This window comes from Streptomyces sp. NPDC048514 (assembly GCF_043199955.1).
Classification (GTDB): domain Bacteria; phylum Actinomycetota; class Actinomycetes; order Streptomycetales; family Streptomycetaceae; genus Streptomyces.
Genome location: NZ_JBICWT010000001.1, coordinates 490,737 through 516,971 on the forward strand (window position 1 = coordinate 490,737; position 26,235 = coordinate 516,971).

The 26,235-nt window shown below is 73.4% G+C and carries 25 protein-coding genes, 1 pseudogene and 1 riboswitch; of the genes and pseudogenes, 19 read left to right on the forward strand and 7 right to left on the reverse strand.

Annotated elements, in window-relative coordinates; translation table 11 throughout:
* Positions 1 to 74: 74 nt before the first annotated feature.
* Positions 75 to 1,784, reverse strand: coding sequence for an MFS transporter (locus ACGFT2_RS02085; RefSeq protein WP_393272543.1), 1,710 nt, complete (start codon positions 1,782 to 1,784; stop codon positions 75 to 77).
* Positions 1,785 to 2,058: 274 nt separating this feature from the next.
* On the opposite strand from ACGFT2_RS02085, the gene ACGFT2_RS02090 reads away from it, so the two are divergent.
* The 4 genes from ACGFT2_RS02090 (at position 2,059) to ACGFT2_RS02105 (ending at position 5,544) form a co-directional block, all read left to right on the forward strand.
* The gene (locus tag ACGFT2_RS02090) at positions 2,059 to 2,892 is read left to right on the forward strand and encodes a TetR/AcrR family transcriptional regulator (RefSeq protein WP_393272545.1); all 834 of its coding nucleotides are present in this window, start codon (positions 2,059 to 2,061) and stop codon (positions 2,890 to 2,892) included.
* Between the two features lie 100 nt (positions 2,893 to 2,992).
* On the forward strand, positions 2,993 to 4,069 hold the full coding sequence (locus ACGFT2_RS02095) for an enoyl-CoA hydratase/isomerase family protein (RefSeq protein WP_393272547.1): 1,077 nt from the start codon (positions 2,993 to 2,995) through the stop codon (positions 4,067 to 4,069).
* A gap of 298 nt (positions 4,070 to 4,367) precedes the next feature.
* Positions 4,368 to 4,512, forward strand: a riboswitch (cobalamin riboswitch).
* 36 nt (positions 4,513 to 4,548) lie between these two features.
* A complete protein-coding gene (locus tag ACGFT2_RS02100; protein ID WP_393272549.1) occupies positions 4,549 to 4,770 on the forward strand; it encodes a CbtB-domain containing protein in 222 nt (73 codons plus the stop codon).
* A gap of 21 nt (positions 4,771 to 4,791) precedes the next feature.
* A complete protein-coding gene (locus ACGFT2_RS02105) occupies positions 4,792 to 5,544 on the forward strand; it encodes a CbtA family protein (protein ID WP_393272551.1) in 753 nt (250 codons plus the stop codon).
* 511 nt (positions 5,545 to 6,055) lie between these two features.
* On the opposite strand, the gene ACGFT2_RS02110 is transcribed toward ACGFT2_RS02105, so the two are convergent.
* The 3 genes from ACGFT2_RS02110 to ACGFT2_RS02120 all read right to left on the reverse strand — a co-directional run bounded on the left by ACGFT2_RS02110 (position 6,056) and on the right by ACGFT2_RS02120 (position 9,626).
* On the reverse strand, positions 6,056 to 6,628 hold the full coding sequence (locus ACGFT2_RS02110; protein WP_393272553.1) for a histidine phosphatase family protein: 573 nt from the start codon (positions 6,626 to 6,628) through the stop codon (positions 6,056 to 6,058).
* 714 nt (positions 6,629 to 7,342) lie between these two features.
* Positions 7,343 to 8,416, reverse strand: a complete 1,074-nt coding sequence (locus ACGFT2_RS02115) for an NAD(+)/NADH kinase (protein ID WP_393272554.1) — start codon at positions 8,414 to 8,416, stop codon at positions 7,343 to 7,345.
* A gap of 292 nt (positions 8,417 to 8,708) precedes the next feature.
* A complete protein-coding gene (locus ACGFT2_RS02120) occupies positions 8,709 to 9,626 on the reverse strand; it encodes a CAP domain-containing protein (RefSeq protein WP_393272556.1) in 918 nt (305 codons plus the stop codon).
* A gap of 465 nt (positions 9,627 to 10,091) precedes the next feature.
* On the opposite strand from ACGFT2_RS02120, the gene ACGFT2_RS02125 reads away from it, so the two are divergent.
* The 3 genes from ACGFT2_RS02125 to ACGFT2_RS02135 all read left to right on the forward strand — a co-directional run bounded on the left by ACGFT2_RS02125 (position 10,092) and on the right by ACGFT2_RS02135 (position 12,215).
* On the forward strand, positions 10,092 to 10,280 hold the full coding sequence (locus ACGFT2_RS02125; RefSeq protein WP_393272558.1) for a hypothetical protein: 189 nt from the start codon (positions 10,092 to 10,094) through the stop codon (positions 10,278 to 10,280).
* Between the two features lie 259 nt (positions 10,281 to 10,539).
* The gene (locus tag ACGFT2_RS02130) at positions 10,540 to 10,938 is read left to right on the forward strand and encodes an SseB family protein (RefSeq protein WP_393272560.1); all 399 of its coding nucleotides are present in this window, start codon (positions 10,540 to 10,542) and stop codon (positions 10,936 to 10,938) included.
* Between the two features lie 164 nt (positions 10,939 to 11,102).
* Complete coding sequence (locus ACGFT2_RS02135; RefSeq protein WP_393272562.1) at positions 11,103 to 12,215, forward strand: hypothetical protein; 1,113 nt, start codon at positions 11,103 to 11,105, stop codon at positions 12,213 to 12,215.
* Positions 12,216 to 12,331: 116 nt separating this feature from the next.
* Here ACGFT2_RS02135 and ACGFT2_RS02140 read toward each other — a convergent pair whose 3' ends face one another.
* Both ACGFT2_RS02140 and ACGFT2_RS02145 read right to left on the reverse strand, forming a co-directional pair.
* Positions 12,332 to 12,730, reverse strand: a complete 399-nt coding sequence (locus ACGFT2_RS02140) for a MarR family winged helix-turn-helix transcriptional regulator (RefSeq protein WP_393272563.1) — start codon at positions 12,728 to 12,730, stop codon at positions 12,332 to 12,334.
* Positions 12,731 to 12,802: 72 nt separating this feature from the next.
* A complete protein-coding gene (locus tag ACGFT2_RS02145; protein ID WP_393272565.1) occupies positions 12,803 to 13,153 on the reverse strand; it encodes a VOC family protein in 351 nt (116 codons plus the stop codon).
* Positions 13,154 to 13,655: 502 nt separating this feature from the next.
* Between ACGFT2_RS02145 and ACGFT2_RS02150 the strand changes: the two genes are divergently transcribed.
* The 12 genes from ACGFT2_RS02150 (at position 13,656) to ACGFT2_RS02205 (ending at position 25,281) form a co-directional block, all read left to right on the forward strand.
* Positions 13,656 to 13,943: an ArsR family transcriptional regulator gene (locus tag ACGFT2_RS02150; protein ID WP_393272567.1), complete on the forward strand. Its 288-nt coding sequence runs from the start codon at positions 13,656 to 13,658 to the stop codon at positions 13,941 to 13,943.
* Positions 13,944 to 14,146: 203 nt separating this feature from the next.
* The gene (locus ACGFT2_RS02155; RefSeq protein ID WP_393272569.1) at positions 14,147 to 15,106 is read left to right on the forward strand and encodes an SMP-30/gluconolactonase/LRE family protein; all 960 of its coding nucleotides are present in this window, start codon (positions 14,147 to 14,149) and stop codon (positions 15,104 to 15,106) included.
* A gap of 191 nt (positions 15,107 to 15,297) precedes the next feature.
* On the forward strand, positions 15,298 to 15,759 hold the full coding sequence (gene crcB / locus ACGFT2_RS02160) for a fluoride efflux transporter CrcB (RefSeq protein WP_393272571.1): 462 nt from the start codon (positions 15,298 to 15,300) through the stop codon (positions 15,757 to 15,759).
* Positions 15,756 to 16,136: a DUF190 domain-containing protein gene (locus tag ACGFT2_RS02165; RefSeq protein WP_393272573.1), complete on the forward strand. Its 381-nt coding sequence runs from the start codon at positions 15,756 to 15,758 to the stop codon at positions 16,134 to 16,136. Before crcB (ACGFT2_RS02160) ends, ACGFT2_RS02165 begins: the two co-directional genes overlap by 4 nt.
* On the forward strand, positions 16,133 to 16,492 hold the full coding sequence (crcB, locus tag ACGFT2_RS02170) for a fluoride efflux transporter CrcB (RefSeq protein WP_393272574.1): 360 nt from the start codon (positions 16,133 to 16,135) through the stop codon (positions 16,490 to 16,492). Before ACGFT2_RS02165 ends, crcB (ACGFT2_RS02170) begins: the two co-directional genes overlap by 4 nt.
* Positions 16,493 to 16,582: 90 nt before the next feature.
* The gene (locus ACGFT2_RS02175; RefSeq protein ID WP_393272576.1) at positions 16,583 to 17,419 is read left to right on the forward strand and encodes an undecaprenyl-diphosphate phosphatase; all 837 of its coding nucleotides are present in this window, start codon (positions 16,583 to 16,585) and stop codon (positions 17,417 to 17,419) included.
* A gap of 181 nt (positions 17,420 to 17,600) precedes the next feature.
* Positions 17,601 to 18,278, forward strand: coding sequence for a FadR/GntR family transcriptional regulator (locus ACGFT2_RS02180; RefSeq protein ID WP_393272910.1), 678 nt, complete (start codon positions 17,601 to 17,603; stop codon positions 18,276 to 18,278).
* A gap of 132 nt (positions 18,279 to 18,410) precedes the next feature.
* A complete protein-coding gene (locus ACGFT2_RS02185) occupies positions 18,411 to 19,427 on the forward strand; it encodes an asparaginase (RefSeq protein ID WP_393272578.1) in 1,017 nt (338 codons plus the stop codon).
* Positions 19,428 to 19,695: 268 nt separating this feature from the next.
* Entirely contained in the window at positions 19,696 to 21,105 is a 1,410-nt protein-coding gene (aspA, locus tag ACGFT2_RS02190; RefSeq protein WP_393272580.1) for an aspartate ammonia-lyase, read from the forward strand.
* A gap of 59 nt (positions 21,106 to 21,164) precedes the next feature.
* Positions 21,165 to 22,094 (forward strand): glutaminase, encoded by a 930-nt coding sequence (locus ACGFT2_RS02195; protein ID WP_393272582.1) that lies wholly within the window; start codon positions 21,165 to 21,167, stop codon positions 22,092 to 22,094.
* A 350-nt stretch (positions 22,095 to 22,444) separates the two neighbouring features.
* Positions 22,445 to 23,839, forward strand: coding sequence for a polyprenol phosphomannose-dependent alpha 1,6 mannosyltransferase MptB (gene mptB, locus ACGFT2_RS02200; protein WP_393272583.1), 1,395 nt, complete (start codon positions 22,445 to 22,447; stop codon positions 23,837 to 23,839).
* Positions 23,836 to 25,281, forward strand: a complete 1,446-nt coding sequence (locus tag ACGFT2_RS02205) for a glycosyltransferase family 87 protein (protein ID WP_393272585.1) — start codon at positions 23,836 to 23,838, stop codon at positions 25,279 to 25,281. The genes mptB and ACGFT2_RS02205 overlap by 4 nt, the downstream gene beginning before the upstream one ends.
* 59 nt (positions 25,282 to 25,340) lie before the next feature.
* On the opposite strand, the pseudogene ACGFT2_RS02210 reads toward ACGFT2_RS02205, so the two are convergent.
* Positions 25,341 to 26,171, reverse strand: a pseudogene (locus ACGFT2_RS02210) (D-alanyl-D-alanine carboxypeptidase family protein); the annotation flags it as partial.
* Positions 26,172 to 26,235: the final 64 nt, after the last annotated feature.

Genomic DNA, 26,235 nt, shown 5'->3' on the forward strand with positions numbered 1-26,235 from the left:
CGGGCGGGCACACCCGTCCTCGGAAGTGCCCGCCCGTGACCTCCCCTTGCCCGCCTCTGTACCCCTGCTGGGGATCAGTGCCCCGCGGTCTCCTCGGGGCGCGCGTGGCGCGGCAGGAGGAACGCGAGCAGGAAGGTCAGGGCGAGCATGCCGTCGACGACCCACAGCACTGTCTTCATCACGGAGCCGAAGCCGCTCCGGAAGGCCGATGAAGCGGTGGCCTGCAACGCGGCGGGAACCCGGGCACCGGCCTGAGGCGAGGTCACGGCCGACCGTGTGTCCTTCTCCAGCCGTGTGCAGGACGCCGGCGTCGCGGCAGGGTCCTTGGCGACGGCGCGGTCCGAGGTGCACCTGCGCAGGTCGGCCACGATCCGGTCCTGGGCGGCCGGCGCGACGTGCGCGGCGGCCAACTTCCCCCGCAGGCCGTCCGCGTGGTGGTCGACGGCGGTGGCTATGCCCCCGCCCAGCAGACCGAAGAACACGGTGCCGAGGACGGCCACCCCGAAGGCCCCGCCGAGCTGCTGTATCGCGGTCATCGTCCCGGAGGCCGAACCGGTCTCGTGCTGTTCGACGCTGGCGAGGACGATGTCGAAGAACGGCGCCATGAGCAGGCCCATCCCGATGCCGGTGACGAGCAGTGACGGCAGCAGCTGCCAGGGGCCCACGCCGCCGCCCACCCTGTCCAGGGTCAGCCACACGCCGAACACGCCGACCGCCATGACCAGCGCGCCCGCCTGCAGTACGGCCCGGCCGAACCTGGTGACACCCTGGGCGATCCCGAACCCGACGATCATGCCGCCCGACCAGGGCACCATCACCAGTCCGGCCTTCAGCGGCGAATAGCCGAGGCCGATCTGGGTGTAGAGGTTGAAGACGAGCATGAAGCCCTGCATGGCCGAGAAGAACACCAGCCCGAGCGTCATGCCGCCGCTGAATCCGCGCTTGCGGAAGAGGCTGGGGACGACCAGCGGGTCCAGGCCGGCCTTGCTGCGGCGCGATTCGTACGTGCCGAAGGCGACGAAGACGACCACCGACGCGGCCATCATCACGAACGTCCACGCGGGCCAGTCGTACTCACGGCCCTGGACCAGCGGGAAGATGATGAGCAGCGCGGCCAGCGAGACCATGACCATGCCGGGGATGTCGAGGCGTGGCTTGGTGCCGGACCGGCCCCTCGGCAGGTAGCGCAGGGCGCCGAGGATGGCGGCGGTGCCCAGGGGCAGGTTGACCAGGAAGATCATCCGCCAGCCGGTGCCGAAGTAGTCGGCGTCCACGAGCCAGCCCGCCAGGATCGGACCGCACACGGCGGACAGTCCCATGACCGGGCCGAACAGCCCGAAGGCCTTCTGCGACTCCTTCGGCGGGAACATCTCCTTGATCATGCCGAGACCCTGCGGCAGCATCACCGCGCCGAACAGCCCCTGCACGACACGCGCGCCGATCAGCATCTCGGGCGACCCGGATATCGCGCACAGCAGCGAACCCACGGTGAAGCCGGCGGCTCCCACCAGGAACATCCGGCGGCGCCCGTGGATGTCCCCGAGCCGCCCGCCGGTGACGAGCCCGACGGCCATCGCGAGGGTGTACGCGGCCGCGAGCCACTGCAGAGTGGAGGCACCGCCTCCGAGGTCGGCCCGCATGGAGGGGCCGGCGATGTTCGTGACGACGGCGTCGAGGAGGTCCATCACCTCGGCCGCGAGGATCACGAAGAGCGCAGCCCAGCGCCACCGGTAGGGCGCTGGGGAGTCGGTGGGCGTCTCGGCGGACGCGACACCTGTGGACATCGGGACTCCTCGTGAAATGGCGCGCCGCGGTGACGACCCGGCGCGGTGGGACGGATGGATGCGACTGCCCGGCCGGGCGGCATGGGGTCCGCGAGCCGGACGGCCGAACAGCAGGAGAACGGCGTTCACCGTAGCAGAACGTCGCTCATCCAGAGAACAGCGTTCATTAAGATATAGCGCAATGCCTGCGGGCAGACAAGCTATATCGCGTTTCCGTTCCTGAACGCCGCTCGGTTGGGGAGAACACTGTTCTCCCGATGCCTAGACTGTCCCCATGACCGACGCGGCCGCCGACACCCCCCCACCTCCCCCTCCGCCGTCCACCCCCGGCCCCACCTCCACACCGCCGTCCCCCTGGGAGCGCGAGCGCCCGGCTCGCGCCCGGGTGGCCCCGGCGCGCGCCCCGCTGTCACGTGAACGGGTCGTGGAGGCCGCCTTCACCGTGCTGGACCAGCAGGGCCTCGACGGGCTGTCGATGCGGCGGGTGGCGACGGAGCTGGAGGTCGCCGTCTCCGCCCTGTACGCCCACGTCAGTTCCAAGGACGACCTGCTGGAGCTGATGTACACCCGGCTGTTCGGCGGCTTCGAGAAGCCCGAACCCGATCCTGAGCGGTGGCAGGAGCAGGTGGGGGAGTACGCCCGCTCCTGGCGGCAGTGCCTGCGGGCGCACCGTGACATGGCCAGGATCTCCATGGCCCACGTCCCCTTCACCGCGGAACTGCTGCCGCACGTCGAGGCGTTGCTCGGCCTCTTCCGGACCGCCGGACTGCCCGACCGCATCGCGGCGGAGGCCGGTGACCTCATCTCCACGTACATCGACGGGTTCGTCCTGGAGGAGGGCATGTGGCTGGACCGCGCTGCCCAGCACGGCGGTGAGGGTTCTCCGGCCCGCCCCGACTGGCGCGAGATGGCCGGCGAGATGCAGAACTACTTCGCGTCCCTGCCGGCGGCGGACTTCCCTCATCTGCGCGCCCTGGCCGGTGTGATGGTGACGGACTCGTCCGACGAGAGGTTCGACATCGGTCTGGAGATCATCCTGCGCGGCCTGGCGAGCTACCTGCCGGATCCGGCGACCGACGCGCGTCCGGACGCCGGCCCGACTCCGTAGATCCCTCACCGGACCCTGACGAGCGAGTGCAGCAGACCCTGGAAGGAACCGACGAGATCATGCGCGTCATCGTGGCCCGTGGCCTGACGGAGGCATTCGGATGACCGGTACCGAAGAGCCCGTCCTGCTGGACATCAGGGGCCGGGCCGCCCACATCACTCTCAACCGGCCCAAGGCGCTCAACGCCCTGAACCACAGCATGGTCCGCCGCATCGACGAGGCCCTGACGGCGTGGGAGCACGATCCGGCCGTCGAGACCGTCCTCGTCACCGGTGCGGGCGAGCGCGGCCTGTGCGCGGGCGGCGACATCCGCGCCGTCCACGACGACGCCCGCGACGGGGACGGCTCCGCCTCGGCCGCGTTCTGGCGCGACGAGTACCACCTCAACGCCCGCATCGCCCGCTTCCCCAAACCGTACGTCGCCCTCATGGACGGCATCGTCATGGGCGGCGGCGTCGGCATCTCCGCGCACGGCAGCGTCAGGATCGTCACCGAACGTTCGCAGATCGCCATGCCCGAGACCGGCATCGGCTTCGTGCCCGACGTCGGCGGCACCCGTCTCCTCGGCCTGGCACCCGGCGAGCTGGGCACCCACCTGGCGCTGACCGGCGCCCGGATCGGCGCCGGTGACGCCGTGCTGTGCGGGCTCGCCGACCACTACGTACCGTCCGGCGCGCTCCGGCGTCTCGTCGAGGATCTCGCCCACATGCCCGCACGAGACGCCGTCGCGCGGCATGAGCAGCCGCCGCCGCAGGGCGAGTCGGCCGGACGGCGGGAGTGGATCGACAGCTGCTTCGCCGCCGGCACGGTCGAGGAGATCCTCGACCGGCTGCTCGCCCACGGCGGCCCGGACGCGAAGGAGACCGCCGAGACCCTGCTCACCAGGTCGCCCACCGCCCTCAAGGCCACCCTGGCCGCCGTCCGCCGCGCCCGGCGGCTCGGGTCGCTGGAACGGGTCCTCGACCAGGAGTACCGCGTCTCCTGCGCCGCCCTGAGCACGCCCGATCTCGTGGAGGGCATCCGCGCCCAGGTCATCGACAAGGACCGGAACCCGCGCTGGTCACCGGCCACACTCGCGGAGGTGACCGACGCCGACGTCGAACGCTTCTTCGCTCCGCTCGGCGACCGGGAACTGGGACTTGCGGGGCCCGGCACCGCCCCGGACACGGCCGGCTGAGCCGAACGGTCGCCCCTCCCGGGGGAGGCGGTCTGCCGATGAGAACCGTCGTCCCTGCCTGGGGAGGCGGTCCGCCGAGCCGGGCCCTCGCCCTCGCCGGGCAGGGCGGCCTGCTGAGCCGAACGGTCGTCCCTGCCGGGGGGAGGCGTAGGCGGTCCGCCGAGTTGAACCGTCGCCCCCCGCCGGGCCCGGATCCCCTCCCGGAGGCGGGTGTTGCGGCGCCGCCGACCCGGTCCTCCCGGGCGCGGCCACCCGGTGCGAGAGGAAGATCACGCCGGGTGGTGCGGTCTTGGCCGTGCACGCGTCACGCGGTACGGTCTGTCCGATATCGACGACGGCGAGACGGAAGCCGGTGGGAATCCGGCACGGTCGCGCCACTGTGTGCGAGACGCCCTTGGAGACGTTTCGCGAGTCAGACCCGTGGCCGTCGTCCAGTGCACCACCGAGATGGGACGCGAACTCCCAGAGGAGGCCCTGCCATGGCGCAGACCGTCGCCCCGCCGACCGCCACCACCCCCGTCGTCCCCGCCAAGCTGCCGCTGAAGGCGATTGCTCCCTGGGCGGCGTTCTTCGGCATCCTGATGCTCGTCCTGCTCTACTTCGTCGGCGCCGAGCAGGGCGCCACCTCCGTGTTCAGTGGCACGGACGTCCACGAGTGGGTGCACGACGCCCGCCACCTCCTCGGCTTCCCCTGCCACTGACCCGAGGGACGCCGCACACCCATGAACTCCGCAACGGTAAGAAACCTCCTCGTTCGGGGCATGCTCGCCGGTCTGGCCGCCGGCGTGCTCGCTCTGGTCGCCGCCTACCTGCTCGGTGAGCCGAGCGTCGACAAGGCGATCAGCTTCGAGGACGCCCACTCACACGAGCACGAGATGGAAATCGTCTCCCGTTCCCTGCAGTCCACCGCCGGCCTCGCCACCGGCGTGCTGATCTACGGGGTCGCCTTCGGCGGCATCGCCGCGCTCGCGTACTGCTTCGCGCTCGGCCGCGTCGGACGCTTCGGCCCGCGGGCGACCGCACTGCTGCTGTCCGGCTGTGCGCTGCTCGCTGTGTACGTGGTCCCGTTCCTGAAGTACCCGGCCAACCCGCCGTCGGTCGGCGACCCCGACACCATCGGCAGGCGGACCACCCTGTACTTCCTGATGATGCTGCTCAGCGTCCTCCTCGCGGTCGCCGCGACCATCCTCGGCAAGCGGCTCGCGCCGTCGCTGGGCACGTGGTGGGCGACCGTGGTGGGCGTGGCCGCCTTCGCCGTCGTCATCGGCCTGGCCTACGAGTTCCTGCCGGTCGTCAACGAGGTGCCGAAAAACTTCCCGGCCGATCTGCTGTGGCGGTTCCGGCTGTCCGCAGTGGCCATCCAGGGCGTCCTGTGGGGAGGATTCGGCCTGCTCTTCGGCGAGTTGGCGGAACGGCAGCTGAATCCCAAGCCCGCCGCGGTACCGGCCGGGCGAACGGTTCCCGCCTCGAACTGAACGCGCCGAACGCTTTTGCGACACCAGGGCCTCTCGGAACCATCCGGGGGCCCTGTCGCGTTTTCCGGGCACCGACCGGGCGAGCAGCGGAGGAACCGAGTGGCCGGACACCCGCGGCCGCGCCGCATCACCCTGGGGGCCGCGAGGCGGCCGCCCTCACCGTCCAGGAGTACGGGCAACTGATCGCCGGCCGCCGCCAGATCGGCGGCCGGGGCGCCCGGGTGCGGGTGCCCGCCCGGCCGGCCAAGCGGTCGGAGCAGCTCCTGCGGGAGCCGGAAGCACGCGTCTAGGACCCGGCCGAGTGCCACGAGCGGCACGCCACCGTGCCGTCGCACTGCCCGGAACACCCTCCAGGTGCAGCGGCGCCTCGGTGGCCCGAGGAGAGCGACTGCCTGCGCTGCGCGCTGGCGGAACTGCCCCGCCGGCACCGGGATCTGGCCCCCCGGCACACAGACGGTGACCGTGCGCGGCCCTCCGTCCGCCCGCAGGTTCTCGGCGCGGCCGGGGCGGGCTACGGCGCGGCCAGCGGCCGACCGAGCCGCAGATTCCAGCGGCCGGCCCGCCCGCTGAGTTCCGTGGCCGTCAACGGCTCCACGTCGAGCCGCCAGAACGCCGCCGGGGGCAGACCGAGCACATGGACGACAGCGGCCCGTACGACCTCCGGCTCGACCACGGCGACCGTGCGGCCCTCCGTGTCCCGCGCCGTCTCCAGCCAGTTACCGACCCGGTCGCACACCTCCCGCACCGACTCGCCGCCGTGTGCCGCCCAGCCGGGGTCGGCGAGCCAGCGGCCCACCGACTCCGGTTCGGCGGCCGCCACCTCCTCGAGGGTGCGGCCCCGCCAGCGGCCCATGTCCAGCGGCGCCAACTCCGCCGCCTCCACGGCATCGAGGCCGAGCGCCCCGGCCGTGTCCCGGCAGCGCGGGCTCGCGGAGGAGAGCACACGGGAGGCCGCGCGCAGCGATCCGGCCGCGGAGCGGGCCCGGGCCGCGCCGGCGTCGTCGAGCGAGTCGCCGTCGTAGAAGCGGGCCTGCCGCAGCGACGGACTCGTGGCGGGCGAGACGAGGGTGACGCGGCTGGTCACGTGGCTGCTCCCACGGGACTAAGCCCGACCTGCTCGACCCGTTCGATCCGCCCGATCCGCCCGTCCTGCCCGACCCGCCCGACCCGTTCGATCCGGCCGACCCGCTCGACCCGTCCGACCCGTCCGATCCGGCCGGCGCGGCTCGGGGCGTGGCCGGTAGCGCGGGTCATGTCGACCCGGGCCACGCCGTGTTCGCGGCACATGTGGCACCCGCGGCACGAGCACCGAACGCAGCGCGAGCCATGCAAGCGGCGCAGGGGGCGTGGCTTCGCGTGTGTGCAGGTCCTCCGTCCGGCCGGTCGCCCAGCCAGAGCCGCCATGGGCCACCTCCTCGTCCCGTCTGCTCCGGCCGCGAACCTAACATCCGCCGGACGCCCTCCCGGTGGCACCCGGGGTGTCGGCGCCGGGCGCTCGGCGGCACGCCCGCCCGAGCGCCGGGGACGCCACGGTCGGGGAGGGGACGTGGGGCCCGGCCCCCTCCGGCCCTGCGGTACGGGCGTCAGGAGCCGGAGAGTTCCGTGCGTCACGACCTCGACTCCGGCGCCCGGGACGAGTGCTACGGCCGGCTGCGCCGGCAGCCCTTCCTGAACCGGGCGCTCGTCCTCGTACGAGCGCTGCCCTGAGCGCCGGTCGGCAGGGCGGTGGCGGCAACACGCCGGCGGGTACGGCCCTGCCCCGGCGGGGACGGCGTCGCGTCACTCGGGCTTCGCCGGCTCAGGAGTGCCCTGAGGAGTCGTCGGGCACCGGGGGCAGCGCGAGGTGTTCGAGGTCGCCGGGCGGGGGAGTGGTCACCGGCCACAGCGGGGCGGCACTCCCGTCGGCGAGCGCGGCCGGCGCGTCGGTGAGATTCATGCGTTCGCGCAGCCGGCCGTAGAAGTCCGTCGGACCCAGCCTGACCGCCTTCAACCGGCGGGGAGCGGCGTACACGCCGATCCAGTCACCGGGACTCAGCACACCGCGCAGCTGGCCGTCGATGCTGACGGCCGCCTGACCCGACCGCTCGAGCACCCGCAGGGCGATCGGCTCGTCGGGGGCGGCGACGACCGAGCGGTTGAACACCATGTGCGGCGCGACCGGCGTGAAGATCAGACCTTCCGCACGGGGCGAGACGATCGGACCGCCGGCCGCGAAGCTGTACGCGGTGGAGCCCGTCGGTGTGGCCACCAGCAGCGCGTCGGCCGAGTAGCTGGCGAGGAGCCGGCCGGCCAGATAGACCCCGACCGACACCTGCCGGTCCCGGGCCAGCTTCTCCAGCACGATGTCGTTCAGCGCGAAGATGTTCAGCGCGATGCCCCAGTCACCGCCCACCTCGCACTCCGTGCGGACCCGCGGCGGCGGCAGCAGCGGGCCGCGCCCGTACCGCAGCAGCCCCTCCATCTGCGGGGGCACCTCCAGCCGGCACGACGCCCGCATCGTCAGGAGCATCCGGCTCTCGACGGTGATCCGTTCCTCCCGGACCGCGTCCAGCGCCTCGCGCACCGTGGTGACCGGGACCTCGGTCAGGAAGCCGACCCGGCCGAGGTCGACGCCGAGCACCAGGATGTCGCTCGCGGCGGCCAGCCGGGCACCGCGCAGGAAGGTGCCGTCGCCGCCCAGGGTGACGATGAGGTCAGGGTCGCCCGCGGTGTCCATCTCCTCACGGGTGCTGTGCCGCTCGCCCTCCTGCCACACGTCGATGTCGGTACAGCCCACGGCGTGCTCGGCGCACCACTCGCGCACCGCCCGGGCGGCGGTCACCGCCTCGGCACGCCCCCCGTGCACGACCAGGCCGACACGGTTCACGGTCATAGCCGCCTCCCAGCCGTCTTCGCTCACCGACGGCCATCCTCGCCGCCGACCGGACCGGCCCCGAGCGCGCCACGCCGCGGAGCGAGTGAGGGGGGGAGCGCACCACACGGCGGAGGGCGCCACACGGCGGAGGGCGCCACACGGCGGAGGGCGCCACACGGCGGAGCGGACCGCACGGGGCCCGGGGTCTCCCGGCGATCGGCATCGGTGGGCTGTCAGGCTCCGGACCAGGGGTGTCGCCGAGGCCGTCGCATCAGGCGTGTGCCGACGCGACGGCCTCACCGGCCGCTGGTCACCGGGCCGTGCCGAAGTCCTGCGTCCAGTAGCTGTTGGGCTGCGCGAGGCCGACGCCGATCTCCTTGAAGGAGCAGTTGAGGATGTTGGCCCGGTGGCCGGGGCTGGACATCCAGCCCGACATGACCTGCTCCGCCGTGGAGTAGCCGTAGGCGACGTTCTCGCCGTAGCTGCTCCAGGTGTAGCCGGCCCGCGTGATGCGGTCGCCCGGGGCCGAACCGTCGGATCCGGTGTGCGACATGTTCTGGTGGGCAGCCATGTCCGCGCTGTGCGCCTGCGCGGCCTTGGTCAGCTCGGCGTTCAGGGTGAGGTCCTGACAACCGGCCTTGGCCCGCTCGGCGTTCACGAGCTGCAGGATCCGGGCGGTCGTTCCGGACGCCGTGGCGGAGGGCTTCGCGGTGCTCGGCGCGGAGGGCTTCGCGGTGCTCGGCGCGGAGGGGGCCGCCGGCGCCGGAGCGGTGGCCTCGGGCGCGCTGGGGGCGGCGGGCGCGTCGGCCCCGGGGGCCGTGGTCTTCTCCCCGGCGCTCGGCTGAGCCGCGGCGCCGGGACCGGACGGCGCGGCGGTTCGCGGCGCGCCGGCGGCGTGGCCGTTGCGGTGGTGCTGGTGGTGCGCGTGCTTCCACTGCTGTGCGGGTGCGCCCGGCGGCCGCGTGGGGACGCCCGGCGGCAGCATGGGCGTGCCCGGCTGCGCCGGGACCTCAGCGGCGGTCGGCTGCTGCCCGGCGGGGGGCGCCTCCTGTCCGGGAGCGCCCGCCGGCTCCAGGGGCGCCGTCGCCGCGGCGCCGGACGGGTCCTGCCCGCCGTCCGGCCAGTCGGAACAGGCAAGGGCGACCGATGGCACGCCCACGGTTCCGATGGCGACGGCGGTGATGACTATTCGCCTGTAGTGATGCGTCGTCCTGCGGTGCTGGCCCATCGTCAACCTCACTCGGTGATCGCTGAGCGCTCATTCTCAGGACGCCTTCACAGTGAGCGCAAAGAGGCCCTTCTACTAACTCACTTCGTAGAGCAGCACGGCCCTTGCCAGGTGATGTGAACAGGTGCCGCGTTCGCTGTAGCGACGTTTGCCCGGGGCTGTCGTCGCGTCAGGAACCCGCCGCTGCCGACGGATGGGGGAGGGCGTCGAACGGATGCTGTTCGACCGCCCGGACGGTGACTCATGCACACGGCAAGTCGGACAAGTCCTATATATCGATGAGCCGGCATCTACTAACCGGCATGCATAGTCGCCCGCACCCCTGTGAGGGAAGTCACTCTGCCGGGCCGATCTGTCGGGAACCGCGGAGTCCGCGACCGCGTCACGGCCATGCCGGCCGGTGGCGTGGGCCGTCTGCGGGTACTCGGGGTGATCGAACGGGGGTGAATGGGACGGGAGGTCCTGATGAGTGAGCACACCCCCTCACGGGCCGACGGCGAGCCGGAGGCGGACGAGGTGCGGGACGACCAGCCGCCTCGCACTGCTCCGGCACGCGCGCAGGACACGAGGGCCCGGCGCGGTGGCAAGCCCGGACTCTCCCTGCATCTGAGAGAAGAGCCGAAGACCCCGATCCACGAGGAGTTCGACCGTTGAACCGGGAGGCGGACCGGTGATCCGGGAGGCGGACCGGTGATCCGGAGTTCACCGCCGGCCGCACCTCCGTCACCCCGGCCTGCGGGCGGAGATCCGGGCGTACGCGGCCGCAACGAGGAAATGTCGATATTCAGCTCGTCCCGGACCCCGCCGATCCTCGCGCATGCCCCGGACCCCACCGGGTACGCGAGGCGGGAGCACGCCCGGGCAAGAACCCGTCCGGGCGGCCCGTAAGACAGCCGCTACCAGGGGATCTGCCATGGAGACACCCGCACACGAAGACCTGCCCACGTCGGCACAGCAGGCGCTGGACGCGCTGACCGTGAACGCCGATGACCAGGCCGCCCTGACCACCCTCGCCCACACCGACGTGCTCGTTCCGGTTCCGGACGACGCGGTCGACGGTGAGGGCGCCGATGCCACGATGCTGGCCCTGCCCGTTCTCGAACAGCCCAGCGGCGACCAGGTCGTCCCCGTGTTCACCACGGAGGGCGAGATGGCCGAGCTGCTGCCGTTCGTCTCGCGCTACCGCCTGATCCCGCTGGGCGCGCTCGCCTCGCAGTGGCCCGAGGAGGACCTCTCCCTCGCCATCGACGGCAGCTCCAGCCACGCACTCACGCTCACCTCGCAAGGAGTGCGCACCCTGCTCGCCCGCTGACCCGGTGGGAGGAGGTCCGGCGCGCCGGCCTCCGTCCACCCCGTCGCCGCTCCTCCGGTCGGCCGAAGTGGCACGCACACCGGGCGGAGCGGCCCCTGCGGGCCCGGCGAAACACCCGCCTGCCGCACCGCGGCTCCCGCCCCTCCGGGCGCCAAGATAGGCCCATGGAACTCATCTCCGGCCTGGCCGGGGCACTGGTCCTCGCGCTGGTGCTGAGCAGCATCCTGCGCACCCTCGTCGTACCCCGCGGCCTCTACTCCGCGCTGGTGTTCCGGCTGTGGTGGCTGCTGCGCAGGGCGCTGCGGCTCGCGGCCCCGCGCAGCGGATACGAGGCCGTCGACCGTGCGCAGACCTGGCTCGCCCCGCTGATGCTGATCGGCATGCTCGCGTGCTGGCTCGCCGGAGCCCTGCTCGGCTTCGGGCTCCTGCTGTACGCCCTGTCCCCGCTGTCCTGGGCCACCGCCTTCCGCGAGGCCGGCTCCAGCCTGTTCACGCTCGGTTTCGCCAGCGGCGCCCGGCTGAAGCTGTCGGTGGTCGACTTCATGGCCGCGGCCACCGGACCCGTTCTGATCGCCCTCCAGATCGCCTATCTGCCCACGCTCTACGCCGCCTACAACCGCCGCGAACTGGAGGTCACCCTGCTCCAGGCCCGGGCCGGCGAGCCCGCCTGGGGACCGGAGATCCTCGCCCGGCAGTGGCTGGTGGAGACGGAGACCGCGCTGCCTCAGCTGTACCGCGCCTGGGAGCGGCTCGCCGCGGACATGGGCGAGAGCCACTCCACGTACCCGATCCTGCTGACCTTCCGCTCCCCGCGGCCGCACCGCAGCTGGCTGGTCGGGCTGATCGCCGTGATGGACGCGGCCGCCCTCCAGCTGGCCCTCGATCCGCGGCTCGCCCCCGCGGAGGCCCGGCTGGTGCTGCGTGCGGGATTCACCGCGCTGCGCGACATCGCCCGTGCCCTGCGCATGCCCTTCGACGCCGACCCGTCGCCGCGGGCGCCCGTCCGGCTCTCCTACGCCGAGTTCGACGCCGCGGTGGCGATGCTGGAGACGGCCGGTTTCCGGTCCCGGCGCACCGCGCCGGAGGCCTGGCCGCACTTTCGCGGCTGGCGGGTCAACTACGAGGCGATCGCCTACGAACTGTGCCGCCGCTGCGACGCCGTACCCGCCCTGTGGACCGGACCCCGCGACTACCCCGGTGGCCCGATCCCGCCGAGCCGTCCGGCGGACCGCCAGCCGGACGGGGGTGGTCCGCAACGTCCCCCCACCGAGGGGTGACCCCCCGGGCCGACGATCACGCGCCCTGAGCCGGAATGCTCGCGCCCGAGCCGGAGTGCCCGCCCCGAGCCGGAATGCTCGCGCCCGAGCCGGAGTGCCCGCCCCGAGCCGGAGTGCTAGCGCTCCTGTGCGGCGAGCATGCGCCGGAGCACCGCGCGCTGCACCGGCAGCACCTCGCCGTGCCGCTCGCGGCCCTTGCCCGTGAGCGCCACCCACACGCCGCGCCGGTCCTCGGCGCACACGGAGCGCTCCACCAGACCGTCCTTCTCCAGCCGGCCTATCAACCGGGAGAGCGCGCTCTGGCTGAGATGGACGCGGCCGACGAGGTTCTGCACCCGGCACTGGTCGCCCCGCTCGGGCGATTCGGACGCCAGGATGTCCAGCACCTCGAAGTCACTGGCACCCAGGCCGTGCGGATGCAGCGCCCGATCGATCTCGCACATCGTGCGTGCGTGCACCGACAGGATGTCCCGCCACCGCTCCTCGAGCCTGGAGTCGGCCGTCTTGACTGCCATACCCGCACCGTAGCACCGATCCGGCCAATCGTTGAGTGTGCAACTAGTGTGCTGTGCGGAAGGCCGCGCGCCTCAGGCCGACGGATCCTGGAGCAGTCCCATCAGGTTGCCGTCGGCGTCCTTCACCGACGCGACCAGCCTGCCGTTGCCGACGTCCCGCACGTCCTGGAGCACGGTGGCGCCCGCATCGAGCAGGGCGGCGAGCCGCTCCCGGAGATCGGTCACGTGCCAGAACGGCACCGGCCCGGTCATCCCCTGCGCGTGCCCGTTCGGGTCGAGGCCGACGTCCTGGCCGGCGGCCTTGAAACCGATGTAGTACGGCTCGTCGACGAAGGGCTCGACACCCAGCAGGGCGGTGAACAGGGCCTTGGCCCGCTCCGGGTCCTTGACGGGGTAGATGATCGTCTGCAGGCCTGCGGTCATGGGACTCACTCTTTCGGCTGTGTGGTCCGACGGGTTCCTCGCCGGTGCTCCAACGCTAGAGCCGGGCAGCCCGTCGCGGCTTCTCCGATCCTGACCGGATCCCGACCTTTTTCCCGACCCGGGTCCCGACCGGATCCCGACCCGGGTCCCCACCCCGGTCCCGACCGGATCCCGGCCCGGGTCCCGACCGGATCCGGTCAGGATGCCGCGGGCGCTCCGGCCGCGCGCTTGCGGCCATGACGTGACGCGGCCACGCAGGGTGACGCGGCCACCCAGGGTCACGCGGCCACCCAGGGTGACGCGGCCACCGGGGAACCGGCCACGACCGGCCCGGCCCCGCGCGGCGTGCGGACCCGCCCGCGTAGCCAGGTCCGCGGGCCGGCTGTCCGGGCGCACGGCCGTTCGGTACCGGACAACGGCCGCCGACTGCCGGACGTGACGGCGTCGTCGGCGCGACAGTGGGAAGAGTGCGTACGGGGATGCCCGGAGGGAGGGCGGACGGATGACGGCGACTGCCTCGGGGCACATTCGGCGGACCATCCTGGAGTGGCTCAAGGACCCGGCGGTCCACTTTCCGGCCGCGTACCACCGCGACCCGGCCCGGATCGGTGTCACCGCCCGTGCCGTCGCCGCCAAGCTCGGTGTACCCCGCCGCACCGCCGCCGCCCACCTGGACCTCCTCACCCGCCTCGGCCTGCTGCGCACCCGGCGCAGCCGCTGCCGCACCTACTACCGGCGCGACGAGATCCGCATCGCCGAGGTGACCCGGATGTTCGAGAAGGGCTGGTGAGCACGGGCGACGGCCCGCGGGGTACGGAAAACAGCCGGCGCGCACACTCGACCGGCCGGCGCGCACGCTCGACCGGCCGGTGCGCACGCTCGACCGGCCGGTGCGCACGCTCGACCGGCCGGTGGGTACGATCACCGGCCGATCCGGCCGATCCGAAGGCGCGAGTGCCGGGACGGCCGACCCGACGGCGAAGGGCACCGCACATGGACCGACCCACCCCGCTCAGGCCGCTGCACTACGTCTCCCTCGGCGCCCGCGGACCCGAGGACGTGGTCGTCGATGCGCACGGTCGTGTGCTGACCGGAGTGGAGGACGGCCGCATCCTGCGCGTCCACGGCCTCGGCCGGCCGCACACCGCCCGGGTGGAAGTGCTGGCCGACACCGGTGGCCGCCCGCTGGGGCTCGAACTCGCCGCCGACGGAAGCCTGCTGGTGTGCGACGCGGAACGCGGCCTGCTGAGCGTCGGGCCCGGCGACGGTGTCGTCCGCGTCCTCGCCGACACGGTGGCGGGGGAGCGGCTCCGCTTCTGCAGCAACGTCGTCGCCCTGGCCGACGGAAGCGTCTGCTTCACCGTCTCCAGCCGCCGGCACCCGCTCCAGCGGTGGATCGGCGACATCGTCGAACACTCCGGCACCGGCCGGCTGCTCCGGCTCGCGCCCGACGGCGGCGAACCCGAAGTCCTGATGGAGGGGCTGCAGTTCGCCAACGGGCTGGCCGTCAGCGCCGACGGCTCCTTCCTGGTGATCGCCGAGACCGGCGCCTGCCGCCTGACCCGCTACCAGCTCACCGGCCCGCGCGCCGGGCACGCCGAGCTCTTCGCCACGCTCCCCGGCATGCCGGACAACCTCTGGCGCGCGGGCCCCGACGGCCCCATCTGGGTCGCCCTCGCCGCCCCGCGCGTCCCCCCGCTGGACCTACTGCACCGGACCCCGGCCGCGGTCCGCCGCGCCGCCGCCCGAGCCGCCGTCCACGCCCCGTTCCGGCCGGGCGGCACGATCGGTGTGCTGGCCTTCGACGACCACGGCCACACCGTCCGTCACCTCACCCGCCGCCGCTCCGGCTTCCGCATGGTCACCAGCGTCTGCACGACGGGGGATCACCTGGTCCTCGGCAGTCTCTGGGAACCGGGTCTCGCGGTCTGCGCGCAGCCGCCCACCGGGTGAGCCCGGCACCGTCCCGGCGTTACCCTGGAGCCCGGCCGTGATCACCCGTCGGAGCGGCCGAACCGGAGCCGTACGAGCCCGTCGGGCCGGGCCGGACAGGACCGGGCAGGAGCCGTACGAGCCCGTCGGGGCGGACCGGACCGGAAGGCGTGCGAGCCCGTCGCGGCGGGCCGGACAGGAGACGTACGAGCATGACCGTCCCGGAAGCCGAGAGCATCGGCGGCCGCCCCGCACACCGGTGGCGGTCCGAGTGGCGTGCCCAGGCACCCGTCATCGCGGTGGTCGCGCTCGGCGGCGCCCTCGGCGCGTCGGCCCGTTACGGGCTCACCCTCGCCTGGCCCACTCCGGCCGGTGGCTTCCCCTGGGCGACCTGGTGGACCAATGTCTCCGGCTGCGCGGTGATCGGCGTGTTCATGGTGATCATCACCGAGGTACGGGCCGTCCACCGTCTCGTCCGCCCCTTCTTCGGCACCGGCGTGCTCGGCGGCTTCACCACCTTCTCCACCTACGCCGTCGACATCCGCGAGCTGCTCGGCGCCGGCCGTCCCGGCCTCGGGCTCGGCTATCTCGCCGCGACGCTGTGCGCGGCCCTCACGGCGGTGTGGCTCGGCTCGGCCGCCACCCGCCGGGTGCTGATCAGGAGGCAGCCATGACGCCACTCACCGACCGTGCACTCCGGCTGACCGTCTACCTCGGCGAGGGCGACACCTGGCACCACAAACCCCTCTACTCCGAGATCGTGCGCCGCGCGCACGCGGCCGGGCTCGCCGGGGCCGGCGTCTTCCGCGGCATCGAGGGCTTCGGCGCCTCCTCCCGCATCCACACCTCCCGCCTGTTGTCGCTGAGCGAGGACCTGCCGGTCGCCGTGGTCGTCGTGGACAGCGAGGAGCGGGTCCGCGCGTTCCTGCCGCACCTCGACGGACTGGTCGGCGACCGCCTCGTGACCCTGGACGGGTGCGAGGTCGTCCGGTACACGGGGGGTACGCCCGAACCGGACGAAGCACAACCGGAGGGTGAGAAGCAGGTGTGAACTGGCTGCTGGTCGTCGCGGGGGCCATGGTCGGCGCGCCCCTGCGCTATCTCACCGACCGTGCCGTGCAGGCGCGTCACGACTCGGTCCTCCCCTGGGGCACGTTCGTGGTGAACGTCACCGGCTGCCTGATCCTCGGGCTGCTCGCGGGCGCCGCCTCCGCCGGTCCCCAGCTGCGGCTCCTGCTGGGCACAGGGCTGTGCGGGGCGCTGACGACGTATTCGACGTTCTCCTACGAGACCCTGCGGCTGACCGAGGCCGGCGCCGGCCGCTACGCCGCCGTCAACGTCGTGGCGAGCGTGGTGGCCGGGCTCGCGGCGGCCTCCGGCGGCGTCTGGCTCGCCGGAGCCCTGTAGCGTCGGGCGGTTGCCGCAGGGCGGGACACAGCAAGTACTGTCCACAGCAGCCACAGCACTGTCGACCCACTCTCCCCAGAACTGGATCTCATGAGCGCCATCTCCGTCGGTCAGGCCGTCGTCCTCGGAGTCGTCGAGGGGGTGACCGAGTTCCTCCCGGTGTCCTCCACCGGTCACCTGAAGATCGCCGAGGGGCTCATGGACATTCCCGTCGACGACAAGTCCGTCGTCGGGTTCTCCGCCGTCATCCAGGTCGGCGCCATCGCCGCCGTGCTCGTGTACTTCTTCAAGGACATCAAGCGGATCGTCTCCGCCTGGTTCCGCGGTCTCGGCAACCGCGAGGAGCGCTACCACCACGACTACAAGTTCGCCTGGTGGGTGATCGCCGCGACCGTCCCGATCGTCGCGGTCGGCCTGGCGGCGAAGCCGCTCATCGACGGCCCGCTCGCCTCGCTCTGGGTGGTGGCCGGCTCGCTCATCGTCGGCTCGGGCGTGATGTGGGCCGCCGACCAGATGGGCCGCCACAAGCGCGGTGAGGACGACACGTCCTTCAAGGACGCGATGTGGGTCGGCTGCTCGCAGATCCTCGCCCTGCTCTTCCCCGGCTTCTCCCGCTCCGGCGCCACCATGTCCACCGCGCTCATCCTCGACCTGGACCGCGTCGCCGCCACCCGGCTGTCCTTCTTCCTCGGCATCCCGGCCCTGACCGGCGCCGGCGTGTACGAGCTGAAGGACGCCCTCGGCGCGGGCGTGAGCGCGGCCCCGCTGGCCGTCGGCACGATCGTGTCCTTCGTCGTCGCCTACGCCTCCATCGCCTGGCTGCTGAAGTTCGTGGCCAAGCACTCCTTCAACGCCTTCGTGATCTACCGGATCGTCATCGGCGTGACGCTCCTCGGACTGCTCGGCACCGGCACGCTCAGCAGCTGAGCGGCCTCTCGATCACCCACGGGGTGCGGCGACCGCGCACGGTCGCCGCACCCCGTTCGCACGTCCCGGACGCCGCCCCCGGCGTCCGCCTTGACAGTCCCGGCCCGCAGGACGCACCATCGCTCCCGTGAACCTGTCAGACAGCCAGACAGGTGGTCGTGGCCCGCGGCGCGTCAGCGCCATGGAAGCGGTCCTCGCCCACCTCCGGGGCGCCGTCGAGCGCGGCGAGTACGCCATCGGCGACAAGCTTCCCTCCGAGGCCGAGCTCTGCCGCACCCTGGAGGTGTCCCGGCCCGTGCTGCGCGAGGCGCTGCGCGCGCTGCAGACGATGGGCCTGACGGTCTCGCGGACCGGCAAGGGCACCTTCGTCGTCGCGAACGCCGTGGAGGACCCCACCTTCGGCGACTACGCGGCCAGCGACCTGCTCGAAGTGCGCCGCCACATCGAGATCCCGGTCGCCGGCTACGCGGCCCTGCGCCGCACCCAGGAGAACCTGGACCACCTGGCCCACCTGCTCGACCGCATGGAGCGGGAGACGGACACCACGGCCTGGGTCGCGATGGACACGCTCTTCCACCTCGCCGTGGCCGAAGCCGCGCAGAACCCGGTCTTCCGCCGGGTCATCGAGGAGATCCGGGACGCGCTGGCGCGCCAGTCGGCCTTCCTCAACGAGCTGGGCGGACGCCGCGAGCAGTCCGACCGCGAGCACCGGGCGATCGTCGAGGCCCTGGCCGACGGCCGGGAACACGACGCGGTGGACGCCATGAGCCACCACCTGGACCGCGTGGAGACGACCCTCACCGACATCGTGCGTCCCCGGCGGACGGGCCCTCCCACCGAAGACGGACCAGCCGCATGAGCGGGCACCTCGACGCGGCGCCGCGCACCTCGCCCGGCCACCCGGGCGCCCGCCACCGCATATCCCGCACATCCACCGGCGCCGACGCGTGACCCGCGTTCCGGCCGCCCCGAGACCATGATGCAGGCAGTGATGCAGAGCACTTCCCCCGCCGACGCGCCCGTCGTCCGTGAACCCCTCCACGCGCCCGTCGCCCACCTCGTCCGAGGTGGTGTCGTCGAGGGCGTCCACTACGGCTCGGTCGTCGTCCTCGACGCCGACGGCCGGGTGCGGTTCCAGCTCGGCGACATCGAGGCCGCCTTCTACCCCCGCTCCGCCCTCAAGCCGGTCCAGGCGGTGGCGATGCTGCGGGCCGGGCTGCCCCTCGACGGCGAACTGCTGTCGCTGGCCGCCGCGAGCCACTCCGGCGAGGAGCGCCATATCGCCGGCACCCGGCGCATCCTCGCACTCGCCGGGCTCACCGAGGACGACCTGCGCAACGTCCCCGACATGCCTTTCGGACCGGCCGTCCGGGACGCCTGGATCCGCGCGGGCCGACAGCCCTCCCGGCTCGCCCAGAACTGCTCCGGCAAACACGCCGCCATGCTGTGGACGGCTCGGCTCAACGGCTGGTCCCTCGACGACTACCTCGACCCCGCGCACCCGCTCCAGCAGGCCGTCGCCGAGACCGTCGAGGATCTCACCGGCCAGCGCGTCGCCAAGGTCACCGTCGACGGCTGCGGCGCGCCGCTGTTCTCCATCTCCCTGCACGGCCTCGCCCGCGCCCTGGCCCGGATCACCTCGGCCGCGCCCGGCACGCCCGGGGCCCGGGTCGCCGACGCGATGCGCGAGCACGCCGAGACGGCCTCCGGCTCCGGCCGCGACGTCGCCGCGCTGATGCGGGCCGTGCCCGGACTGCTCGCCAAGGACGGCTTCGAGGGCGTCCAGGTGGCCGCGCTGCCCGACGGCACGGCCGTTGCCGTGAAGATAGCCGACGGGGCGGACCGGGCGCGTATCCCGGTGGCCGCGGCCGCCCTGGCCCGGGCCGGTGTCGACCCGGCTCTGCTCGGCGAGTTCGCCGGCGAGCCGCTGCTCGGAGGAGGGGCGCCGGTCGGCCGGGTACGGCCGGTGCACGCTCTGGACGCCGTGCAGCTGGCGGCCTGTGGCTGACCGCTCCGGTCCCGTGCCGGCGTGACCGGCCGCGCGTAGTCCGCTCCGGTCACGCCGCCCCGCACGCCCCTGCGACGGGCGCGCCCGTCCCGCACGCCCCTGCCGGGGGTGCGCCCGTCCCGCACGCCCTTGCCGGGGGTGCGCCCGTCCCGCACGCCCCTGCCGGGGGTGCGCCCGTCCCGCACGCCCCTGCCGGGGGTGCGCCCGCTCCCCAGCCCCCGTCGGGGGCGCCCTTCCCTCCGTACCTCGGAAAGAGGACCGCAGCCCCATGACCGCGCCCACCCGCAGCGAACACGACCTGCTCGGCGACCGCGACGTACCCGCCGACGCGTACTGGGGCATCCACACCCTGCGCGCCACGGAGAACTTCCCCATCACCGGCACCCCGATCTCCACCTACCCGCATCTGATCGACGCGCTGGCCGCGGTCAAGGAGGCCGCCGCCCTCGCCAACGAGGAACTCGGCCTGCTGCGGCCGGAGAAGGCCGCCGCGATCGTCACCGCCTGCCGCGAGATCCGCGCCGGCAGGCTGCACGACCAGTTCGTCGTGGACGTCATCCAGGGCGGCGCCGGCACGTCGACCAACATGAACGCCAACGAGGTCGTGGCGAACCGGGCGCTGGAACTGCTCGGACACGACAAGGGCCGGTACGCGCACCTGCACCCCAACGAGGACGTCAACCTCGGCCAGTCGACCAACGACGTCTACCCGACCGCCGTCAAGGTGGCGACGGTGTTCGCCGTGCGTGAGCTGCTCAAGGCGATGGCGGTGCTCCAGGACGCCTTCGCCCGCAAGGCCCTCGAGTTCCGTGACGTGCTCAAGATGGGCCGTACCCAGTTGCAGGACGCCGTGCCGATGACACTCGGCCAGGAGTTCTCCGCGTTCGCCGTCATGATCGAGGAGGACCGCAGCCGTCTCGCCGAGGCCGTCGAGCTGATCCACGAGATCAACCTCGGCGCCACGGCCATCGGCACCGGCCTGAACGCCCCCGCCGGTTACGCCGAAGCCGCCCGCCGCCACCTGTCCGCCATCACCGGCCTGCCGCTGGTCACCGCCGCCAACCTGGTCGAGGCCACCCAGGACTGCGGCGCCTTCGTGCAGATGTCCGGCGTGCTCAAGCGGATCGCGGTCAAGCTCTCCAAGAGCTGCAACGACCTGCGACTGCTGTCCTCCGGGCCGCGCGCGGGCCTGGGCGAGATCAACCTGCCGCCGGTGCAGGCCGGTTCGTCGATCATGCCGGGCAAGGTCAACCCGGTGATCCCCGAGGTCGTCAACCAGGTCGCCTTCGAGGTCATCGGCAACGACGTCGCCATCACCATGGCCGCGGAGGCCGGACAGCTCCAGCTCAACGCCTTCGAGCCGATCATCCTGCACTCCCTGTCCGAGTCCCTCACGCACCTGAGGAGCGCCTGCCTGACGCTGGCCGAGCGCTGCGTGTCCGGCATCACCGCCAACACCGACCGGCTGCGGGCCACCGTGGAGAACTCCATCGGCCTGGTCACCGCCCTCAATCCGCACATCGGCTACACGGCGGCCACCGACATCGCCAAGGAGGCCCTCGTCACGGGCCGTGGAGTGGCGGAACTGGTACTGGAGAAGGGTCTGTTGCCGGCCGAGCGGCTGGCCGCCCTGCTGCGCCCCGAGGCCCTCGCCGGCAGCGGGTCACCAGCCGCCTGACCTGCAAGGACGCAGGCACGACTACGCTCGGGGACCGGCCCGGAGGCACAATAGTGATCATGACAACGACGTCGTCCCTCACCTTCCTGCCGGTCCTGGAGCGTATCGCCGAGGAGATCAGCCGCACTCCCGGGCGCGGCCGCCCCGCCGACTACATCCCGGCCCTCGCGGCCTGCGACCCGCGCAGCTTCGGCATGGCCGTCGCGGAGCTGGACGGCACGGTCTACGGCGTGGGGGAGTGGCGGCAGCCGTTCTCGGCGCAGTCCATCACCAAGGTCTACACGCTCGCCCTCGACCTGGCCCGCGAGGGCGACGAACTCTGGGAGCACGTGGGCCGCGAGCCCTCCGGCAACCCGTTCAACTCCCTGGTGCAGCTGGAGTACGAGAACGGCATTCCGCGCAACCCCTTCATCAACGCGGGCGCCCTGGTCGTCACCGACCGCCTGCAGACCCGTACCGGAGACGCGGCCGGGGAACTGCTCGCCTTCCTGCGCGCCGAGAGCGCCAACCCGGCCCTGGACTTCGACAAGGAGGTCGCCGCCTCGGAGACCGCGCACGGCGACCGCAACGCCGCGCTCGGCCATTTCATGGCGTCCTACGGCAACATCGACAACGACGTGCCGGTCCTGCTCGACCAGTACTTCCGGCAGTGCTCCATCGCCGCCTCCTGCGCCGATCTGGCCCTCGCCACCGGCTTCCTGGCCCGGCACGGCGTCCGCGCCGACGGCTCCCGGCTGCTCACCCGCAGCCAGGCCAAGCAGGTCAACGCGGTCATGCTGACGTGCGGCACGTACGACGCGGCCGGTGACTTCGCCTACCGGGTGGGCCTGCCCGGCAAGAGCGGGGTCGGCGGCGGCATCATCGCCGTCGTACCCGGCCGGTGCACGCTGTGCGTGTGGAGCCCGGCCCTGGACGAGCGCGGCAACTCGGTGGCCGGAGTGGCGGCCCTGGACCGCTTCACGACGCTCACCGGACTGTCGGTGTTCTGACCACACGGAGACCACACGCGGACCACACGGGGACCAACCCGGAGACGACCGCTCCCCACCGGCGCCGGGGCGCGACGGCCTCCTGCCACCGGTGCCGTGGCAGTGACGTTTCATCTCCGTCGGCCCCGTGCTGGTGAGGACCTCCCGCCGCTGGTCCGTGGCAGCGACTGTTTTCCGCCTGCCGGTGCCGGGGTGGCGACGGCCTTCCGGCGCCGGTGCCATGGTCGTGAGGACTCGCGGTGTCCGGAGGCCCCCGTCCGGCACAGGCCGGTCACGTCGGGTCCGCCCGCCGGTGTGGGGAGCGTCGCCTTCCGGCCATCCGGCATCGACACGCTGGTCCGGTGGTGGCCATGGCATTCCCCGTCGATCTCCGCCGCTGCCGGTCGCTCGGGCTGGCCGGCACCGCCGTCCTCGCGCTGGGCGGCGAGACGGCCGGTGCCCTGCCCGTCCGGGATCTGCCGGCCCCGGCCTCGGTGCAGGCCGCCCTCGGCCTGGTCGGGGTGTACTTCGGCGTCGTCCTGCTGACGGCGGCCTGGCTGCTCCTGGGCGGCCTGGTCCGCGGCCCCGAGCCGCCCACCCCGCGCGCCCTGCTGCTGGTGCTCGCCGTATGGGCGGCCCCCCTGCTGCTCGCCCCGCCGCTGTTCAGCCGGGACGTCTACAGCTACCTCGCGCAGGGCGCCATGGTCCACGCCCACATGGACGTGTACGGCCAGGGCCCCGCCCGGCTCGGTGGCCCGCTGGCCGACGAGGTCGCCCCCGTCTGGCGGCACACCGGCGCCCCCTACGGCCCCGCCTTCCTGGCCCCGGCCGCCGCGCTGGCCGGCCTCACCCGCGGCGAGCTGCCCGCGGGGCTGCTCGGCATGCGGCTGATGGCCCTGCTCGGCGTGGCCCTCATGGCGGTGACGCTGCCCCGGCTCGCCCGGCACAGCGGCGCCGACCCGGCCGCCGCCCTGTGGCTCGGCGCCCTCAACCCGCTCGTGCTGCTGCACCTGGTCGCGGGCGCGCACAACGACGCCCTCATGCTCGGTCTGCTCGGACTCGGCCTGGTCGCCGCGCGTGGCCGAAGACCTGCCGTGGGCGCCCTGCTCGTCACCCTCGCCGCCCTGATCAAGGCGCCGGCGGCGCTCGGCCTCCTCGCCGTCGTCGCCCTTCAGGTCCGCTCCGGCCGCCGCCCGCTGCCGGCCTTCCTGACCACGGCGGCCGCCGCCGCCGCGACCACCGTCGCCGCCACCGCCGTCGCCGGCACCGGCTACGGATGGATCGCCGCCCTGGACACCTCGGTCTCCCCGCGGAACTGGGCGCTGACCAGTCTGCTCGGCCGGGCCACCGGCGCCCTGCTCAGCCGGCTCGGCAGCGGCCTGGCCCCGCTGGCGGTGCCGGCCTGGCATCTGCTCGGCCTCACGGCCACCGCCGTCGCCGTCCTGCTGACCTGGCTCCGGCTGCGGCCCCGACCGGTGTACGCGCTCGGCCTGAGCCTGCTGGCCGTAGCGGTGTTCGGGCCCGCGATCCGCCCCTGGTACGTGCTGTGGGGCCTGTTCCTCATCGCCGCCGCCGCACCCAGCACCTCCGTACGGCACCGGGTGGCCGCCCTGGCGGGTGTGCTCGCCCTCGCCGTCCTGCCCAGCGGGGGCCCCGCCGGCCTCGGGCAGCTGGTGCTCGCGGTCTCCGGCGGGGCGCTCGGTGTGGTCGTCCTCTGGCAGGCCCACCAGGCCTCCCGGGTCCCGGTGCCGGGACGCACGGCATGAGGGGGCTCCGGGGCCGGCCGGGGCCGGTGGGGGCCTTCGGCACGCCGGCTCGTCCCCCGCTGCCTGCCCGGCCGCGCACGGCCCGCGGCCGGTTGCTGGTGGTACTCGCCCTCGCCGGAGCCGTCGCCCTCTTCACGGCGACCGTGCCGCTGTTGCGCGACTTCTTCGACCTGCGCGTCTACTACGGCACCGTGCACACTTGGACCCACCACGGCGGCCGCATCTACGACTACCGGGTGCCCGGCACCTCGTACGGCTTCACGTATCCGCCGTTCGCCGCCGTCACCATGCTGCCGCTGGCCGTGCTCGGCCGGCACGCCGCCATCGCGCTCTCCCTGCTGGTGAACCTGGCCGCGCTGGGGGTGGTCCTGCGTGTCCTGGCCGGTTCCCGGTGGCGCCGGCACGGCTGGTACCGCTGGTCGCTGGCGCTGTGCGGGCTCGCCCTGTTCGAGCCGCTGCGGGACACCGTCAGCTTCGGGCAGGTGAACCTCGTCCTCCTCGCCCTCGTCCTCGTCGACGCCTGGCTGCCGTCGACCGGCCGGGGCCGCTGGGCGGGCGCCGGGGTCGGGCTCGCCGCCGCCGTGAAGCTCACCCCGGCCCTGTTCATCGGACTGCTGCTGCTGGCCGGACGCCGGCGGGCGGCCCTGACCGCGACGGCCGTCGCCGCGGCGGCGACCGCGCTGGCCGTGTGGGTGGACCCGGGGGCGTCCCGGTTCTACTGGACCGAGGCGCTGTGGGACACCGGCCGGGTGGGCCGTCTCGACTACGTGTCGAACCAGTCCCTGCAGGGTGTGCTGGCCCGCCTCGGCGAGCCGGGCCGCCCGCTCTGGGCGACGGCCGTCCTGCTGACCCTGTGCGTCTGGGTGTGGCGGACCCGCCGGGCGGCCGCGGCCGGTGACTGGACGGCGGCCTTCGCGCTCACCGGGGCGGCGGCCTGCCTGGTCAGCCCGGTCACCTGGGTGCACCATCTGGTCTGGCTGCTGCCGTGCTTCGCCGTGCTCGTGCGCGCCGGACGGCCGCGGATCGCGGGCGCCGCGTACGCGGTGCTGTGCAGCAGCGTGGTGTGGCTGTGGTTCGACGACGCCTCGGGTCCGGGCGGCTTCCTCGGCAGCAACCTCTACACCTGGATCACGCTGGCCCTGCTGCTCGGCCTGCCGACCGGTCAGCCCGCCCCGGTCCGGCTGCCCTTGGACCGCAGCCGCAGTGCCACGGCTCCCGCGCCGAGCCCCGAGAGTCCGGCGACGACGGCGGTGCCGGACCAGTCCGAGTCGCCGTCCGGCGCCCCCGACGCGGCCGCCGCCACCGGAGCGGCCGTCGCGGACGGGGACTTCGCGCGCAACCCGTCCAGCGAGCCGACCGGGTCGACCAGGCCGGCCGCCGCGAAGCCCCAGTCGAGCAACGTGCGGGCCTCCTCGTACACCGCGAGCCCGCCCCCCTGCTGAGGGTTCATCACGGTCACCACGAGTGTGCGCCCGCCCCGGCGGGCCGCGGCCACGAGCGTGTTGCCCGCGTTGCTGGTGTAGCCGTTCTTGATGCCGACCAGGCCCGGGTACGGCGACACCCCGTCCTCGCCGGTCAGCAGCCGGTTGGTGTTCTCGATGGCGTACGGCGTCCCGTCACCGGGGAAGTCGGTCTCGGCGGTGCCGCAGTACCGGGCGAAGTCGGGGTTGTGCAGCCCCGCGCGGCCGAAGACCGCCAGGTCGTAGGCGGAGGAGACCTGCCCGGGCGCGTCGTAGCCGTCGGGGGAGACGACGTGGGTGTCCAGGGCGCCGAGCGAGCGGGCCTTGCCCTGCATCCGCGCGGTCGTGGCCTTCCAGCCGCCGCCCAGGGAGGCGAGCACGTGCACGGCGTCGTTCCCGGAGCTGAGGAACACCCCGTGCCACAGGTCGGACACCTGGTAGGTGTGCCCTTCCTCGACGCCGACCAGGCTGCTGCCCTCGCCCACGTCCGCCAGCTCCTGGTAGCGCACGGTGTGCTGCAGCCCGCTGGGCAGCGAGGGCAGCAGGGTGAGGGCGAACAGGGTCTTGAGCGTGCTCGCGGGCGGCAGCCTGCGGTGCGCCTGGTTCGCCGCCAGCACCTCCCCGCTGCCGGCGTCGGCGACCAGCCAGGACAGCGCCGAGACGTCCGGCACAGCGGGCGCGCCCCGGCGCGGCCGTACCTGCGTGCCGTCGCGGTAGAGCAGGGACGGACCGGGCATCGTGGCCCGGGGCGGCGGCGCGGGGTCGCCTGCGCGCGGCCCGGCGGCTGCCGCTGCCGGCGTCAGCACCAGCACGCCCGCCACACACAGGGAACAGGCCGACACGGCAGCCCGAGAAGCAAATCCGGTGATCATATTATTAAACGTACGAACGGGAGCCTCCTGCGCCACAGCACCGGGCCGTTCGGCCCCACGGAGC